The 16,395-nt window shown below is 51.9% G+C and carries 15 protein-coding genes; 1 reads left to right on the plus strand and 14 read right to left on the minus strand.

Features of this window, described 5'->3' with window-relative positions:
- Position 1: 1 nt before the first annotated feature.
- The 4 genes from MKX64_RS00120 to MKX64_RS00135 form a co-directional block, all read right to left on the minus strand.
- Positions 2 to 973 (minus strand): glycoside hydrolase family 43 protein, encoded by a 972-nt coding sequence (locus MKX64_RS00120; RefSeq protein ID WP_155617372.1) that lies wholly within the window; start codon positions 971 to 973, stop codon positions 2 to 4.
- Between the two features lie 35 nt (positions 974 to 1,008).
- On the minus strand, positions 1,009 to 1,923 hold the full coding sequence (locus tag MKX64_RS00125; RefSeq protein ID WP_155617371.1) for a carbohydrate ABC transporter permease: 915 nt from the start codon (positions 1,921 to 1,923) through the stop codon (positions 1,009 to 1,011).
- Between the two features lie 67 nt (positions 1,924 to 1,990).
- Positions 1,991 to 2,866 carry a carbohydrate ABC transporter permease gene (locus tag MKX64_RS00130; protein WP_095263435.1) on the minus strand — a complete coding sequence of 292 codons (876 nt, stop codon included), beginning with the start codon at positions 2,864 to 2,866 and terminating at the stop codon, positions 1,991 to 1,993.
- 86 nt (positions 2,867 to 2,952) lie between these two features.
- Positions 2,953 to 4,140 carry an extracellular solute-binding protein gene (locus MKX64_RS00135; RefSeq protein ID WP_155617468.1) on the minus strand — a complete coding sequence of 396 codons (1,188 nt, stop codon included), beginning with the start codon at positions 4,138 to 4,140 and terminating at the stop codon, positions 2,953 to 2,955.
- A gap of 342 nt (positions 4,141 to 4,482) precedes the next feature.
- Between MKX64_RS00135 and MKX64_RS00140 the strand changes: the two genes are divergently transcribed.
- Positions 4,483 to 5,385 (plus strand): ArsR/SmtB family transcription factor, encoded by a 903-nt coding sequence (locus tag MKX64_RS00140; protein ID WP_095263434.1) that lies wholly within the window; start codon positions 4,483 to 4,485, stop codon positions 5,383 to 5,385.
- 293 nt (positions 5,386 to 5,678) lie between these two features.
- On the opposite strand, the gene spo0A is transcribed toward MKX64_RS00140, so the two are convergent.
- The 10 genes from spo0A to xseA form a co-directional block, all read right to left on the minus strand.
- The gene (spo0A, locus tag MKX64_RS00145; protein ID WP_095263433.1) at positions 5,679 to 6,485 is read right to left on the minus strand and encodes a sporulation transcription factor Spo0A; all 807 of its coding nucleotides are present in this window, start codon (positions 6,483 to 6,485) and stop codon (positions 5,679 to 5,681) included.
- Between the two features lie 198 nt (positions 6,486 to 6,683).
- Positions 6,684 to 8,018, minus strand: coding sequence for a SpoIVB peptidase (gene spoIVB / locus MKX64_RS00150; protein ID WP_095263418.1), 1,335 nt, complete (start codon positions 8,016 to 8,018; stop codon positions 6,684 to 6,686).
- Positions 8,019 to 8,118: 100 nt separating this feature from the next.
- Positions 8,119 to 9,858: a DNA repair protein RecN gene (gene recN / locus MKX64_RS00155; RefSeq protein ID WP_095263417.1), complete on the minus strand. Its 1,740-nt coding sequence runs from the start codon at positions 9,856 to 9,858 to the stop codon at positions 8,119 to 8,121.
- Between the two features lie 31 nt (positions 9,859 to 9,889).
- A complete protein-coding gene (gene ahrC / locus MKX64_RS00160) occupies positions 9,890 to 10,339 on the minus strand; it encodes a transcriptional regulator AhrC/ArgR (RefSeq protein WP_095263416.1) in 450 nt (149 codons plus the stop codon).
- Positions 10,340 to 10,378: 39 nt separating this feature from the next.
- Positions 10,379 to 10,861, minus strand: a complete 483-nt coding sequence (locus MKX64_RS00165; RefSeq protein ID WP_095263415.1) for a hypothetical protein — start codon at positions 10,859 to 10,861, stop codon at positions 10,379 to 10,381.
- 68 nt (positions 10,862 to 10,929) lie between these two features.
- Entirely contained in the window at positions 10,930 to 11,802 is an 873-nt protein-coding gene (locus MKX64_RS00170; protein ID WP_095263414.1) for a TlyA family RNA methyltransferase, read from the minus strand.
- An 18-nt stretch (positions 11,803 to 11,820) separates the two neighbouring features.
- Positions 11,821 to 13,728 carry a 1-deoxy-D-xylulose-5-phosphate synthase gene (gene dxs, locus MKX64_RS00175; RefSeq protein ID WP_095263413.1) on the minus strand — a complete coding sequence of 636 codons (1,908 nt, stop codon included), beginning with the start codon at positions 13,726 to 13,728 and terminating at the stop codon, positions 11,821 to 11,823.
- Positions 13,729 to 13,881: 153 nt separating this feature from the next.
- On the minus strand, positions 13,882 to 14,808 hold the full coding sequence (locus tag MKX64_RS00180) for a polyprenyl synthetase family protein (RefSeq protein WP_179292053.1): 927 nt from the start codon (positions 14,806 to 14,808) through the stop codon (positions 13,882 to 13,884).
- Positions 14,783 to 15,040, minus strand: coding sequence for an exodeoxyribonuclease VII small subunit (gene xseB, locus MKX64_RS00185; RefSeq protein WP_141235825.1), 258 nt, complete (start codon positions 15,038 to 15,040; stop codon positions 14,783 to 14,785). The genes MKX64_RS00180 and xseB overlap by 26 nt, the downstream gene beginning before the upstream one ends.
- Complete coding sequence (gene xseA / locus MKX64_RS00190) at positions 15,030 to 16,391, minus strand: exodeoxyribonuclease VII large subunit (RefSeq protein WP_095263412.1); 1,362 nt, start codon at positions 16,389 to 16,391, stop codon at positions 15,030 to 15,032. The genes xseB and xseA overlap by 11 nt, the downstream gene beginning before the upstream one ends.
- Between the last annotated feature and the right edge of the window lie 4 nt (positions 16,392 to 16,395).

Genomic DNA, 16,395 nt, shown 5'->3' on the forward strand with positions numbered 1-16,395 from the left:
TTTAGCGTGTATCCGGTCTTGGCACACCAAAGTTCGGCGTCCCGTCTTCATTCCAGCTTATCGCCTGCACGCGCGTATGGCGGTTCGGGTCGTAGAGCGGATCACCTTCAATCTCCTTGTAACTTCTGGCGTGATAGACCAGCAGGTCGAGCGAGCCATCCTCCGACACCGTAAAGCTGTTATGCCCCGGCCCGTATTGACGATTCACCTCTGAGGTGGCAAACACCGGCACCGGCGACTTGCTCCATGAGGATGGATCAAGCAGATCGCTGTTCTCATCCGCGGTCAGCATCCCCATGCAATAATGTTCACCGGTAGAACTTGCGGAATAGGTCATGAAAATCCGGCCATTTCGCTTCAGCACCGCTGCTCCTTCGTTGACAGAGAAGCCGATCTTCTCCCAGTCATACTCCGGAATGGACAGGCATAACTGCTCCCCTGAAAGCGTCCACGGGTTCTCCATCCGCGAAATGTACAGATTCGAGTTGCCCGGAATGTTCGGGTCCTTCTGGGCCCAGACATAATACCGGACGCCTCGGTGCTCGAACGTTGTCGCATCCAGCGAGAAGGATTCCCACTTTGTTTTGACCTGTCCTTTTTCCATCCAGTTGCCTTCAAGCGGGTTCTCAGCCGCATTTTCCAGCACGAACATGCGATGGTCGAACAGCCCGTCCCGTGTATCCGACGTATGGGCAGCCGCAAAATAAATGTACCATTTCCCATCCACAGCATGCAGTTCCGGCGCCCAGATGTTAGCGCTCATGCAGCCCGATTCATGCTTTCTCCAGACCGTGACGGCCGGCGCTTCTGCTAGCCCTTGAATGGTCAAGGAGCGTCTGAGCTCAATCCGGTCATACTCCGGAACCGAAGCGGTAAAGTAATAATATCCGTCCGTATGCTTGTATATCCACGGATCGGCCCGCTGTTCAATGAGCGGATTTTGAATATTGATTTGTTTATTTTCATGGATCATGGTGTTCTCTCCTATTTTCTTGTTCTATAGATCGGCTAGCCCTTGATGCCAGCATTCAGGTTAATCGACTGTACAAAATATTTTTGCGCGAACAGAAACAGCAGCAGTGTCGGGATGATTGCCAGAATCGCGGAGCCCATCAGCTGGCCGATCAGCCGGTAATTGCCGTAAATATCCTGGAGCAGCAGCAGTCCCGCCGTTACCGGCATTTTATCAACATCGGTATAGACGATGACGGGCCACAGGAAGTCGTTCCAGGAGCCTGTGAACGAGAACAGTCCGCACACGATCAGCACCGGCTTAATCAGAGGCAAAATGACCGAGAAATAAATTCTGAAATCTCCCGCGCCGTCTACTTTGGCGGATTCATCCAGATCCTTCGGAATGCCCTTCATGAACTGCCTGACCAGAAAAATATTACCCATACCAGCCAGACCGGGTATAATCATCGCCCATTCCGTATTCACCCAGCCGAACGCATCAATGATCTTGTAGGAAGGAATCAGGTTCACGACTCCTGGAAAGAAAGAAATGCCGAGCAGGGTAAAAAACAGCGTATCCCGGCCTTTAAAATTCATCCGCGCATAACCATAGCCGGTGATGGATATGATCACGATGACCAGTGCCGTATGTGTTGTCGCAATGAATATCGAGTTAACCAGCCACCGCAGGATAGGTGCCGTTGACGTGTTATTCAGGATCGTCACATAGTTATCCAGGATCCAGTTCACCGGAAGCAGCCTGAAGCCGGTTGATACCACCTCAGCCTGGGAACGAAAGGATGTCGTAATCCCGAAGATGACGGGAATGATCCAGATCACGCACAGGACAGTGAGAAACAGATAAGCGATATATTTGGATATCGGAAAACGCTTGCCCTGCAGCGGTTGTTGTACGGGAGATTTGATCTGCACTTCAGCCCCTGTATTGTTGAGCACTTGGTTGGACATTCACTTGCACCGCCTTCTTTCACTTATTCAGCATTTTGCAAAATCCACATAACTGCCGCCGCAAGTTTTACGAAGCATTCCGGTTCATCACATAGTACTGCAGCGCCGAGATGACCAGGATGACCAAGCCAAGCAGAACCGCCATCGCAGACGCCATGCCGGCAATCGATTCCCCATGACCAAAGGCCAGCTGGCGAATATACATCATCAGCACGGTCGTGCTCTGTCTCGGTCCCCCGTCCGTCATCATAAGCGGCTGACCGAACACGTTGAAAGCGCCGGCGGTCGTCATCACAAACGTATAGATGAGCGGGAAGCGAATCGAGGGCAGGGTAATGCTCGTAAAGCGGCGGATCGGACCCGCGCCATCCATCTCGGCTGACTCATACAGCTCTTTGGATACCCCGCTGATCGAGGCGCGATAGATGATCATGTTGCCTCCGACGCCGCCCCACACCGTAATGACGATGATGATAATCCAGGCGTAAGGCTGGTTCGCTGCCCACACTGTCTCTGAGCCGAACACATTGCCCGTAATGCCAAGCTGCTTGTTAAAGATCAACAGCCAGATGAGCGCCGCAGCGGAAATCGAGATAAGCCCAGGGATGTACAGCACAGCCTGGATGAAGCCCTTCAGCTTCACCTGTTTATGCTCCAGCGCAACCGCAATCATCAGCGGCAATGCAATCAGTATCGGCACGCTCAGGCCTACAAAAATCAACGTATTCTTCAAGCCGTTAAAGAACTGGGTATAGAAGGTCGAGCTCGTGTCTGACAATATCGTCCGATAATTATCAAGGCCAACCCATACCGGATCATTAATCAGATTCCATTTGGTAAACGAAGCGTATATCCCATAGATGGTCGGCAGACAGATAAAAATGATAAACAATATGAAATGAGGTCCTACAAAGAAAATAGGTGCAAAGGATTTCCTATTCATAACCTGACATTTCTCCTTTTAGTGGAGGAGCACCGCTCTGATGGAGCGGCACTCCTGCTCATGCTATTCATGTCATCTGCAGCTACTCATTCCCCTTGAGTGTTGCCCTCGGCAATTTTATCCTCCACAAACTTCTGCATCGTCTGCAGCGTCTCATCCAGGTCTACGTTCCCCCGAACGATGTCGGCAGCATACGTATCCACCGCTTCGGCTACATACGGATAATATTCGTAGGTGTAGATATACAGCGATTTAATCTCGTCCTCATTCGAGGTAAAGAAGGATTGAATGTAGTTCTCGTATTCCGGATTTTCAATGACCTGTTTACTCGCTACAATCTGGCCCGCCTTGGCCCATTCCATCGAGTTCTGGCGAATGAACTCTAGAAATTCCCCGATCCCTTGCTCTTTCTCGTCCGTGCGGTTGTCATTCTTCAGCATGGCAAACAGATGGGAGGAAGCGCGGTTGGTGAATTTGTCGGCAGAGGTAGAATAGATGTTCGTCACATCGAAGTTTAAACCCTCCACACTCGCATGGGCTGTCGAAGACCAGGTGCCGTCTGTGGAAAACAGGACATTCCCCGCCTGGAACATCAGATATCCATCCTCGCCAAATGGCGTCATCAACCCGGCGTCTGCAATCTTCTTCACTTCCAGAAACGCCTGCTTCATCGCTTCTGTATTGACCGCAGGCTGCCCGTTCTCTTGAATGTCTCCGCCCAGGTTCTGAATCTGGGCCATAATAACCCAGCCAAGCAGCGCGTCGTTCACCACATAATCGCCCTCTTCAAGCTTGCCTTGCAGGGACAGCATTTCATCAATGGTGACAACGTTGTCGTCCAGAAAGCCCTCAGCGTTGTATTTCTGTAACAGATCCTTGTTGTAATACATCACATTGCTGTGAATATCGAGCGGGACGGTGTATTGAACGCCATCGATGTTGCCGGTCGTCCAGGCTTGAGGCAGATAATTGTCCTCTTTCAATTCCGGCTGGGCTTCCATCACCGCGGTCATCGGCTCCAGCACCCCTTGTCTGACAAATCCCGGCACACGGTCGGCGTGGATAATGGCCAGATCCGGAACGCCTTTGCCGGAGTTCAGCACCGTCGAAATTTTCGTGTACATATCGGACGTAATGACATGTTTCACTTTGATCTCGGGATTGGTATCGTTGTATTCCTTAACAAGCTGATCCATATAACTGCCGTCTTCTCCTGTCAGCGGTGTCCAGAATGTAATCGTATTTTTGTCATCTCCGCCGCAAGCGGTTAGCATGGCCGATATGGCCAAAACCACCAAGGTGATCCCCCATCTTTTTTTCAATTTGCTCTCCTCCAGTCATTGATTTAGTTCTTGATTAACAAAAGCCAACACCAAAGCAGATATAAAACAACTTTTGGTTCAGTATACAGGCAGATTGAAAGCGTTGTCAATAATGTTTTTGTAAACTTAATCGTGTTTATTTTATTATTATTAATATATTAGTTAACTAAAATGAGTTGTAATCGATGATTTCCAACTAGTGATTTATATACTAGTTAATCAAATTTGTGTTATGATTAACTTATACATAGATGGTGTTACGCCACAAGTAATCCTAGAGAAAGAAGTGATCGCATGCAGCTTGAAATTGATCAATCCTCGCTTATCGTTTATGAAGCGCTGGCCAGTGAAGTGCGTTTGAAAATCATCCAATTGCTCTCCAAAAATAAAATGAACATCAAAGATTTGGCGAAGGAGCTGCAGATCAGCAGCGCGATTGTCACGAAGCATATCCAGAAGCTGGAGGATGCGGGCATTATTAAGACAGAGCTTGTCCCGGGGAAATCGGGGCGGCAAAAAATTTCGATTCTGAAGGTCGATCATATCGAAATTAATTTTCCGAAGAAAATATTCCATTCCTATGCGTCCTATGAAACGTCGGTGCCGATCGGCCACTACACGGATTATGATCTGAAGCCAACCTGCGGTCTGGCAACGGAGAAGGATTTTGTCGGCCCGGTGGACGAGCCGAAATACTTTATGGACCCGAAGCGGGTGGATGCGGAGATTTTATGGTTTACAGAGGGGTATGTGGAGTATAACGTGACCAACTTTCTGAAGAAGGACGAGAAACTGCAGCAGTTTGAGATCAGCCTGGAGATCGCTTCCGAGTTCCCGTTTGCCAACGATGTATGGCCGTCGGACATCACCTTCTCCCTGAACGGTATAGAGCTCGGCACATGGACGAGTCCCGGTGATTTCGCTGATACGAGGGGCAAACTCACCCCCGAATGGTGGCCAAGCAACATTAACCAGTACGGCCTGCTCAAGACGATCCGGATTACCAGCCACGGCACCTATATTGACGGCGACCCGCTGTCTCCGGTCTCCGTCAATGATTTGGACACCACCTGTGATCGCTGGAGTTTTCGTATCGAAGTGAAAGAAGATGCCGAGCACGTTGGCGGAGCCACCCTCTTCGGCAAGAAATTCGGCAATCACAATCAGGATATTGTGTTTAAGCTATATTATTTGTAGCAGCTGTTCGAAGAATAAAACTCTCGTCCAAGTAGACAGTAGTTAAAATGATTCTGCTGCTGCATGAAATAACAAACAAGCGCCACCTCGAAGAGATGGCGCTATTCGTTATTTGGTATCATTTCAGCAGCAAATATGCGTAATGAAAGTTCTGATAATAAACACAGAAACATGAGATCGACTAGATAACCAATGAATCGCAGACCGAGCACCATCACTTCGATGTGTCCGTCCTATAATTTTACGCAAACCGCGTGCTAGTCATCATCCGATTTCCGCGTCCCATCACCCTTTCACGACACTTTATGCTCGATTCTCAGCTTGTCTGCCACCATCGCGATGAACTCGCTGTTGGTTGGCTTGGATTTGCTGATGTTGATGGTGTAGCCGAACAGATGGCTGATTGAGTCGATATTGCCGCGTGTCCAGGCCACCTCGATCGCATGTCGGATCGCACGCTCTACGCGAGACGGAGTTGTTTTGAATTTCTCGGCAATGGCCGGATACAGTGTTTTGGTGATGGCGCCCAAAATTTCAATGTTGTTGTACACCATCGTGATCGCTTCGCGCAAATACTGATATCCTTTAATATGCGCAGGCACACCGATTTCATGTATGATCGATGTAATGTTGGCATCCAGATTTTTGCCTTTGCCCATCGGTACCACATTGGATTTGTTCGCCGAGGTGAACGGCGTGCTGGAGGACAGACCGCTCGGAGCGCCCACCAGCTGGCGAATACGGCTTGCGAGCACTTCCATGTCAAACGGCTTCAGGATGTAATAGGAAGCGCCGAGCTGAACCGCACGCTGCGTAATATTTTCCTGACCAAATGCCGTTAACATAATGACTTTAGGCTGAGGAGACAAGTTCATATCGCGAAGGCGTTCAAGCACACCGAGACCGTCCAGATGAGGCATGATAATATCAAGGATCAACACATCCGGAACCTTACCGGCTTCCTCGATCATATTCAATACTTCCTCGCCGTTGTAGGCAATACCAGATACAACCATATCGGGCTGATCCGAAATGTATTCGCCAAGCAAATTCGTGAATTCACGGTTGTCGTCTGCTAATAAAACTTCAATTTTTTGCAATTCTTGCTCCTCCTTTATCTGATCAGTAGTCATTTTGATTTTCTTTTCTTGTATTTTAAACTTTCGACAGCCACATTTAAATTCCTTCTGTCGAAAATTATTTTTCTTTATTTTTTTTTAATCTTGATTTATAATTTATTATTTGCGTCAAATTAGGATCATTTTCGTCTTTTTACGACAAAAAAAAATCTCAAGGCATTAACCTGCCTCAAGATTTTGGTGAACTGATGTTTCGCGAGACGGAAGGACGCCGGAGTCCTGCAGCATCCATTCGATAAAGCATCCATACCCCGATTTCGGATCGTTGACAAACACATGGGTCACTGCTCCGATCAGCTTGCCGTCCTGAACAATTGGACTGCCGCTCATCCCTTGCACGATTCCGCCTGTCTTCTGTAACAGCTTCGGATCCGTAATTCGCAGTACAAGCCCTTTGGTCGCCGGGGCGTCCTGCTTGGATACATGAACAATCTCCACAGAGAAGCGCTCTACCTGCTCCCCTTCCACTACCGTCAAAATTTCGGCCGGTCCAGGCTTCACTTCATGGGCAAACGCAATCGGAATCGGCTCCTTATACACGCCTTGCGCCGGTTTTTCATCCATTTTGCCGAAGATGCCAAACTGGGTGTTTCGTTCAACATTGCCAAGCACTTTTCCATCCTTAGCAAAGGAAGCCCGCTTCTCCCCAGGATCACCCTCCTCGCTCTTGGAGATGGAGGTGACGTTCGACTGAACAATATTTCCGCTGCCTACCTCAATGCGGGTCTGGGTGTTCATGTCTGTGATCACATGCCCAAGCGCACCGTAAACCTTGTGCTCTGGATCATAAAAGGTCAGCGTCCCTACACCAGCGGCTGAATCGCGGATGTACAGACCAAGTCTCCACGATTTGTCCTCTTCATCAAAGGCCGGGTTCAGCTTTGTCTTCATGACTTTCCCGCTGCGTTTAAATGTAATATCAAGAGGCCGTTTGTTTTTACCTGCTTTCTCCACAATGTCGGCGACCTTGGTTACATCATTCAGCGGCTTCCCATCCATATGGGTCAGAAGATCGCCCAGCTTTAATCCGGCTGACTCCCCGGGTGATACCCTTGCGCCATTCTCGGCATGAACCAGATGATGTCCGACAACAATAATACCGGATGATTTGACTTTGACGCCAATGGTCTGTCCCCCAGGAATGACCTTCAGTTCAGGCACTACATCCACGTGAACAGTTTTGACAGGGATCTTGCCAAATAATTTCAGGGTGACCGCAGCTCTGCCGATCTGCTGGGGCTGCAGGTGAAGCGGTTGTTTTGATGCAAGGAGAGATGTCTTGCCGGAACCATTCAGCTGCAGGATATCCGGCCTGTCGACCGAGGCAAGTGCCTGCACCGGCATATCCACATCCAGATGGGCCTGCTGGCCGGTAAACAGTCTCACTTCATCGGGCAAAGAAACAAAAGATTGGACAGGCTCGGCAGTGCCAAGGAAACAGAGAAGGAAAGCAAGAAGGAAACCGAGCAGTTTTTTCCTGATGTTAGGCTTCAATGGCTGTCACGCTCCCTTTTTCTTCTTTCGCTTGACGAAAAGGTGGTCGCCAATTGCGTACCTTTAAGTTACCCTGCCCCTAAGCTTTTATAACTGTTAATCATTGACCCGAAGCCGTTCTGGAAGCCTTTTGCGCTGCCGCCAGATTGAGCATTTCCTGGGCATGATGAAGTGTCTTCTCCGTGATTTCCACGCCTCCAAGCATACGGGCAAGTTCGGTCACTCTTCCCTGATCGCTCAAGTGCTCGACCTGGGTTCGCGTTCGGGATTGCTCCAGCTTCTTCTCAATTAAATACTGATGATCCGCCATACACGCCACCTGTGGAAGGTGAGTGATGGAGAACACCTGGCATGTCTTGGCCAGCACAAACAGCTTCTCCGCAATCGACTGCGCCGCTCTGCCGCTCACACCGGTGTCCACCTCATCAAAGATAAGGACCGGAATCTGATCATGTCGAGCAAAAATGCTCTTCATCGCCAGCATTATACGCGACATTTCCCCGCCGGAAGCAATTTTCGCGAGTGGACGGAGCGGCTCGCCAGGGTTGGCTGAAATCAAAAACTCAGCGTTATCCATTCCCTGACGCGTCAGGCGGATGCGCTGTCCTTCGTATTCATAGCCGTTCGCATCTTGAACCAGTTCGAGCCGCACATCAAATGAAGTCCGTTCCATCTGCAGATCCTTCAGCTCCCGCTCAACCGCTCGGGCCAGCTTTCTCGCGCTTTCCCTCCGAGCCGTGCTGAGCTCTCTGGCAGCCTGCAGCAGTACGCTCAGCAGCTCATCCCGCCGCTTCTCAAGACCCTGCAGCACCTCATCCTTGTTTTCCAGAAGCTCGGTCTCCTGTTGAATTCTACCGTAGTATTCCAGAATCTGCTCCACATTATCCCCATATTTTCGCCGCAAACCGGTAATCATATCAAGGCGATGTTCTATCTCATCCAGCCGTTCCGGATTGAATTCAATGTCATCCCGATAGTCGCGCAGCTGAAACACCGCATCCTCGAGCTGATAATAAGCAGATTGCAGCTGTTCAACAACTGGCTTGAGACCTTTCTCATCATAAGAAACGACATCCTGCAGGCGGGTGATCGCCCTGCTGATCGTCTCCAGGCCCTGCGGGCCGTACAGCAGATCATACGAACCGGCTACAGCATCCATCATTTTCTCGCTATGGGACAGCTTCAGCCGCTCTTCCTGCAGCAGTTCATCCTCTCCGACCTTCAGCTTGGCGGCCGCAATCTCCTCCAGCTGAAAGCGATACATATCCAGCATTTGATACGCCTTCTGGCTCGTTTCCTGAAGCTCCTTCAGCTCTTTCTCCACTTTGCTGAATTCAGCGAACAGCGCTTGATACTTCCGTTTGGCAGGCCCGATCACCGCTTCCCCATACGTATCCAGCAAGGTCATATGCTGCTCCGGCCGAAGCAGGCTTTGGTGCTCATGCTGGCCGTGGATGTTAATCAGCTTCTCGCCCACCTCCCGCAGCATGCTCAGATTGACCATTTGACCATTGATCCGAGAGGTGCTTTTCCCCTGGGAGGTCAGTTCCCTTCTGATGAGCAAATGCTCCGCCGGGTCCGCTTCAATGCCGAGCCGCCCGAGCGTATCCCAGACCGGATGAGCAGCAGGCAGGTCAAACAGCGCCTCGATCTCCGCCTTCTCACTTCCGTAACGAATCAGATCCGCGGAACCTCGGCCTCCGGCAATCAGACCGAGCGCGTCGATGACAATCGATTTCCCCGCACCCGTCTCCCCTGTCAGCACATGAAATCCCGGATAAAAATGCACGTCCACCTCTTCCACAACGGCGAGATTGCGAATGGACAACGTAACCAGCATCGCTAACACCTCCAAATCGTAACTGCATCCATCAAGAAATATAGCTGTTAATTTGCTCGACTACCTGCTTCCCGTCTTCCTCAGACCGGCAGATGAGCAAAATGGTGTCATCTCCGCTGATCGTCCCCATCACATGAGACCATTCCATATTATCGAGAAGCACTGCAACGGAATTCGCCGTTCCCGGCAAACATTTCATCACAACCAAATTGCCGGTCCGATCGATAAATACAAAGCTGTCGACCAACGCCCGCCTCAGCTTTTGCACCGGATTGTACCGCTGATCTGTCGGCATGGAATATTTGTAACGCCCGTCATCAGTCGGAACCTTGATCAGCAGCAGTTCCTTAATATCTCGCGACACCGTAGCCTGTGTCACCTGGAACCCTTCGGCCCGCAGCGCCTCCACCAATTCATCCTGGGTTTCAATATCCTGATGTGTAATAATGTCCCTGATCTTGATATGTCGTTGTCCTTTCATGTCCGAAAAATCCTCCTGTAAAAATAAACTTGGTCATCGTCAATCCTCATTGCCTGCCCATTCCTCATCTGACCACTCCATGTTCAGACGATGGACGCTGTGCGCGTGGGTGTCCACATACAGCAACCCTTCACATTCCGGGTACAGCAGAAGGAACGGCATTAATCGGTCTCGAATCCCTGCCCCCGTCCAATCGACAGGCAGCCGTTCACGTGCCAGCTTGACCAAATACAGCTCTCCGTTCTCGCCGGAAGCGATATAATCGATAAACAGCCGACTGTGGATTGGACGCTCGTCCGTATCGAAGGTAAGATTTATTTTTACTTTTCCCCCTACGACTTCATATCCCTCTTGCTCCAGCAGTGCAATCGCTGGGTGATCTGGAATTCGCTCGTTGATCGGCACACCCGGCAAATGATCAGGCTCAGGCGACATCAGCCAGCGGTTCAGCTGATAGCCAATCAGCAGCAAGATGATGATGCCCAGCAATATCATTAACAACCAATCGTAACTTTCACTCATCCCCTCACCTCGACTTTTGTATTCGAGAATGGGAACATAAATTCCTCTTTTTCAGCAAAAGAAACCCATCATTTCGATGAGTTTCCTGTGAAAGTATGAGCTGCCTGCTGCACAACGGCTGCAATCCGTTCCGCTAAATCCGCCGGCGCTTGTCCGGATTCCTGAAGCGGTTCTTCCGTAACTTCAGGGCCCTCCGGCTCTAATCGCCAGTGGGCCAGGAATTCGATATTTCCTTCCCCTCCGGTAATCGGAGAGAAGGTTAAATGCTGCAGTGCAAAGCCGATCTGACTGGCAAAGGTCAGCACCTCGGTTAGCACTTCCTTGTGCACCTTCGGATCGCGAACAACCCCGGATTTGCCAACCTTCTCGCGTCCCGCCTCGAATTGGGGCTTGATCAGCGCCACCACATCACCAGGCCTGCCGAGCAGCGCCTTCAGTGGCGGCAGAATAATCCGCAGCGAGATAAACGACACATCAATGCTTGCAAAGTCCGGTGCCGGCCCCTTCAGGTCCTCGGGCGTCATGTACCGGAAATTGGTCCGCTCCATGACACATACCCGCTCATTATTGCGCAGCGACCAGTCCAGTTGGTTGTACCCGACATCGATGGCATATACATATCCGGCGCCATGCTGCAGGGCGCAGTCGGTAAATCCACCGGTGGATGCGCCGATGTCCAGCATCGTCCGCCCGTCCATCGCAATGCCAAACTCCTTCAGCGCTTTCTCCAGCTTGAGCCCGCCCCGGCTGACATAAGGGTGCACCGCCCCTTTTACCCGCAGCTCTGTGTTTCTCGGCAGCTTGGTGCCCGCCTTTTCAATGCGTTCACTGCCCGCATAGACCAGCCCGGCCATAATCGCGGCCTTCGCTTTCTCCCTGCTATCGTAAAATCCTTGCTCCACAAGCAATATATCAATGCGTTCCTTTTGTGTTGAATCCATCTATATCTCCTAAACCGCCTAAGACATCAGGCTTCGCTTCCCCAAGGTAGATGCCCGCGAAGTCTTGAAGCTGCGAATTCTGTTACATACCTGTTCAAGCGTTAGCCCAACCTCTTCGCGCTGCTCCGGAATGCTGCCGTGCTCGATAAAGCGGTCTTCAATGCCCATAAGTGAAACAACGGTATCAAACAATTCCTGTTCCGCAAAAAACTCCAGCACCGCGCTTCCGAGACTGCCTGCCTGCGAAGCTTCTTCCAGCACCAGCATCGAAGTGCCGCTAGCCGCCAGCTCCTTCAGCATCGTCTCATCCAGCGGCTTCAGGAACCGGGCGTTAACGACCTGCACCGATAGCCCTTCCCGCTTGAGAAGTTCAGCCGCCTCTTCCGCCAGCTGAACCATCGGCCCGACTGCCAGAATCGCGTAGCCTTCGCCAGCGCGAACCGTTTCCCATGAACCGATCGGAATCGGGACAAGCTCCTTGTCGAGCTCGACGCCGCGACCATGAATGCGCGGATAGCGGTAGGCGATCGGACCGTCATCGTAATCCAGCGCCGTCTTCATCATATGCCGCAGCTCATTCTCGTCCTTCGGCATCATCAGCACGATATTCGGAATATGACGCATGAAGGCGATATCGTATACGCCCTGGTGCGTCTCGCCATCCGCCCCGACAAATCCTGCCCGGTCAATCGCGAACATCACGTTGGCGTTATGACGGCAAATATCATGCACGATCTGATCGTAGGCACGCTGCATAAAGGTTGAATACACGGCAAACACCGGCTTCATTCCTTCCATGGCAAGCGCAGCGCAAAGCGTGGCCGCATGCTGCTCGGCAATGCCGACGTCGATCATCCGTTCCGGAAATGTCTTCCCGAACGGAATGAGCCCGGAACCGCCCGGCATCGCCGGTGTGACAGCGACAATGCGCTCGTCCTGCTCGCCCAGTTCGACCAGCGTTTGGCCGAAAATCTCGGTGTACATCGGATTTCCTACTGCCTTGAGCACCTTCCCGGACTCAATCTTATAAGGCGTAATGCCATGCCACTTGTGTGAATCGGACTCGGCCGGGCTGTAGCCCTTCCCTTTGGTGGTGACAACATGAACCAGCACAGGCCCCTCCACGTTGTCCGCCTGATTAAACGTATCAATCAGTTTGCCCACATCATGGCCGTCGACTGGCCCCAGGTACGTGAACCCAAGCTCCTCGAACAATCGGCCCGGAACCATCGCAAATTTAAGGCTGTCTTTCATCTTCTCCGCCGTTTTGGCAAGCTTGCCGCCGATGGCCGGAATTTTCTTCAGCAGCATTTCAACTTCATCCTTGGCCCGCAAGTAGGTGCGGTCCGAACGGATCTTGCTTAAGTAATTATGCATCGCACCGACATTCGGCGCGATGGACATTTCGTTATCGTTAAGTACAACCATCAGCTTCTTCTTCTCATGGCCGATATGGTTCAGCGCCTCAAACGCCATGCCGCCCGTAAGCGCACCATCGCCGATGAGCGCGATGACCCGGTTGTCCTCACCTTTCAAATCCCTGGCCATCGCCATGCCCATCGCAGCAGACAGTGAGGTGCTGCTGTGGCCAGCTTCCCATACGTCATGCTCGCTTTCAGAGCGCTTCACGAAGCCGCAAAGGCCGTTCTTCTTGCGCAGCGTATCGAATTTGTCCATTCTTCCGGTCAAGATTTTGTGAACATAAGCCTGGTGCCCCACATCAAAAATCAACTTGTCCTGAGGGCTGTCGAAACAGTAATGCAAAGCCAGCGTGAGCTCAACTACTCCCAGATTCGGCGCGAGATGCCCTCCGGTCACTGACAGCTTCTCAATCAGGAACCGGCGGATTTCCCCAGCCAGATCATTCAATTGGTCTACAGTCAAATTCTTCAGTTGTTTCGGATGATTGATATTCGGAAGCAGCACGAGAATCCCCCCGCTTTCCTTCTAAATAAGTTTTCGAATTCAGATGCCATATGCTATCGTACCGCATTGCAAACACGGAATCGAATTTTGCAATATTGTAAAATCACATAAAGACATTATATCACAAAAAAACCGTTTGCATGTAAAGCGGCCTCAGTGATCGCGCGACATTAGAAAATCGGCGATTTCCAGCAATCTGTCCGGAGCCTCAAGTCCCGCTTCCTTAATCAGCGTCTTCGCTTCGTCTGTCAGCCGCCCCACTTCAAGCCTGGAAGCCTCGAGGCCGATAAAATAAGGATATGTAACCTTCTGCTGCTTCACATCACTCTGCGTGCTCTTCCCAAGCTTGGCTTCATCCCCAATCAGATCCAGAATGTCATCCTGGATCTGAAAGGCAAGACCGATTCGCTGACCGAATGCGCGCAGCGCTTCAATCTGGCGCTCCGAGCAGCCGGCCACTCTGCCTCCTGCGATGAGGGAGAACATGATCAGATCGCTCGTTTTGTGCAGATGAATGTATTCCAGTTCCTCCAGCTTCGTGATGCCTTGCTCCCCTTCCATATCGGCCACCTGCCCGCCGACCATGCCCCTTGGGCCTGCATACTCCGCCAGATCCTCCACGATGGACAGCACACGCTCTGCCGGAACCCCGAACTTCCTCGCACTCTGAACCACCATATAGAAAGCATGGGTCAGCAGCGCATCCCCTGCTAGAATGGCTGTCGCCTCCCCAAACACCTTGTGATTGGTCGGCTTGCCCCGCCGGAAATCATCATTATCCATCGCAGGAAGATCATCGTGGATGAGCGAGTAAGTGTGCACCATCTCCACAGCGCAAGCCACCGGAATCGCCGCTTCCGCACTGCCTCCTCCTGCTTCACAAGCAGCCACGACCAGAAGCGGCCGGAGACGCTTGCCGCCGGCCATCAAGGAGTATGTCATCGATTCGCGTAGAGAGTCCGGTACATCCCAGGCCCCGGGAAGGACATGCGTCAATTCGGTTGCAACCCGGTCTGAAATGCTGCTCATATATTGGTTAAAGGACGGTCTGCCGTTATTCACCAAGATCACCTGTCTCATCGAGAGCCCCTTTAAACGGCTTGCGTTTCAGCTCCCCGCCTTCCTCAATGATCATCTCAATTTTGTGCTCGACCTGCTCCAGCTTCTGACTGCACATCTGGGACAGCTTCATTCCCTTCTGGAACAAATCGATCGCCTTCTCCAGAGGAACATCACCGTCTTCAAGCTGTTCAACGATCTCCTCCAGCTGCATCATCGCCTCTTCAAAGCTTACTTCCTTCTCACTTGTCACGACTGTTCTCCTCCTTCATTCCCCACACCTGACACTGAAGCCGGCCGTCGCTGACCCGGACATGAACCAGATCGCCGAGCTGCACGTCGTCCAGCGATTTCACGAGATGCTTCTCTTGTTCATCGTATACGAGACTGTAACCTCTGGACATAATTTTCAGCGGACTCAGCGCATCCAGATGCCGGATTTCAGATTGCAGTTTGGATGTCTTCTCTTTCATCATGGACTGCATCGCCGAGACCAGCTGCCGCGTGGACGCTTCCCTGCGCTGCGCCGCCGTCTCCAGCTGGGTCCGGGGATTAAACCGGATCAGTCCCTGCTTCAGGGACAGCTGGCGCTGGCGCTGCAGCGACATCTTCGATTTCATCGTTCGCTGGAGCCGCAGGCTGAGCATGTCCAGCCGTTCGGCATGCTGAAGCATGTAGCGGCGCGGATAGACAAGCACCGGCGATCGCTGCAGCGCCGCCAGCCGCTCCTTGCTCGTCTTCAGCCGCTGCTGCAGAGCTTGTCCGAGCTGGCGCTGCCTTTGCCTCAGCCGGGCCGCCAGCTCGGCGCTGCTCGGCACAGCCAGTTCGGCGGCTGCGGTAGGCGTCGCCGCGCGCAGATCGGCCACAAAGTCTGCAATCGTAAAGTCGGTCTCATGCCCGACCGCCGAAATGACGGGAATCTCGGATTCGGATATGGCCCGCGCGACGATTTCCTCATTGAAAGCCCATAATTCCTCCAGCGAGCCGCCGCCTCTGCCGACGATCAGCACGTCCGCTTCACCGATCTCATTCATTGTCCGGATCGCCTGGACGATGGAAGGGGCTGCGCCTTTTCCTTGTACCAGCACAGGATAGAGCACGGCTCGCGCCTGCGGATACCGGCGCCGAATCGTAATCATTATATCCCGCACGGCAGCCCCAGTCGGAGAGGTGATCACCCCGATGGTCTCCGGGAATTTCGGGAGCGGTCGCTTGCGCTCGGCAGCGAACAATCCCTCTTCCTCCAGCTTCTGCTTCAGCTGTTCATACGCCAGATAGAGGCTGCCGATTCCGTCAGGCTGCATCTGGACCGCATAGAACTGATATTGCCCGTCCCGTTCATAGACCGATACGTTGCCGCGCGCAATGACGCGCGCGCCTTCCTTCGGAATGAACGGCAGCCGCCGGTTGTGGGTAGCGAACATAATCGCGCGAATCCGGCTGCCCTCATCCTTCAGCGTAAAGTACATATGGCCGCTGGAATGATGGGTGAAATTCGAAATCTCCCCGCGAATCCATACGTCCGACAGCACCGCATCGCCTTCCATTTTCATGCGGATATAGCGATTCAAATCTTTGACTGTCAGTATTCGGGATTGATCCATAGAG

This window comes from Paenibacillus sp. FSL M8-0334, assembly GCF_038000405.1.
Taxonomy (GTDB): Bacteria; Bacillota; Bacilli; order Paenibacillales; family Paenibacillaceae; genus Paenibacillus_AQ; species Paenibacillus_AQ campinasensis.

Bases quoted from the DNA above. Each gene is read 5' to 3' on its own strand.
- MKX64_RS00135 (WP_155617468.1), bottom strand. From the start codon at position 4,140: ATGCTAACCGCTTGCGGCGGAGATGACAAAAATACGATTACATTCTGG.
- recN (WP_095263417.1), bottom strand. From the start codon at position 9,858: ATGCTGGTTACGTTGTCCATTCGCAATCTCGCCGTTGTGGAAGAGGTG.
- MKX64_RS00180 (WP_179292053.1), bottom strand. From the start codon at position 14,808: ATGAGACAGGTGATCTTGGTGAATAACGGCAGACCGTCCTTTAACCAA.
- MKX64_RS00170 (WP_095263414.1), bottom strand. From the start codon at position 11,802: ATGGATTCAACACAAAAGGAACGCATTGATATATTGCTTGTGGAGCAA.
- xseA (WP_095263412.1), bottom strand. From the start codon at position 16,391: ATGGATCAATCCCGAATACTGACAGTCAAAGATTTGAATCGCTATATC.
- MKX64_RS00130 (WP_095263435.1), bottom strand. From the start codon at position 2,866: ATGAATAGGAAATCCTTTGCACCTATTTTCTTTGTAGGACCTCATTTC.
- ahrC (WP_095263416.1), bottom strand. From the start codon at position 10,339: ATGAAAGGACAACGACATATCAAGATCAGGGACATTATTACACATCAG.
- MKX64_RS00165 (WP_095263415.1), bottom strand. From the start codon at position 10,861: ATGAGTGAAAGTTACGATTGGTTGTTAATGATATTGCTGGGCATCATC.
- MKX64_RS00140 (WP_095263434.1), top strand. From the start codon at position 4,483: ATGCAGCTTGAAATTGATCAATCCTCGCTTATCGTTTATGAAGCGCTG.
- MKX64_RS00125 (WP_155617371.1), bottom strand. From the start codon at position 1,923: ATGTCCAACCAAGTGCTCAACAATACAGGGGCTGAAGTGCAGATCAAA.
- MKX64_RS00120 (WP_155617372.1), bottom strand. From the start codon at position 973: ATGATCCATGAAAATAAACAAATCAATATTCAAAATCCGCTCATTGAA.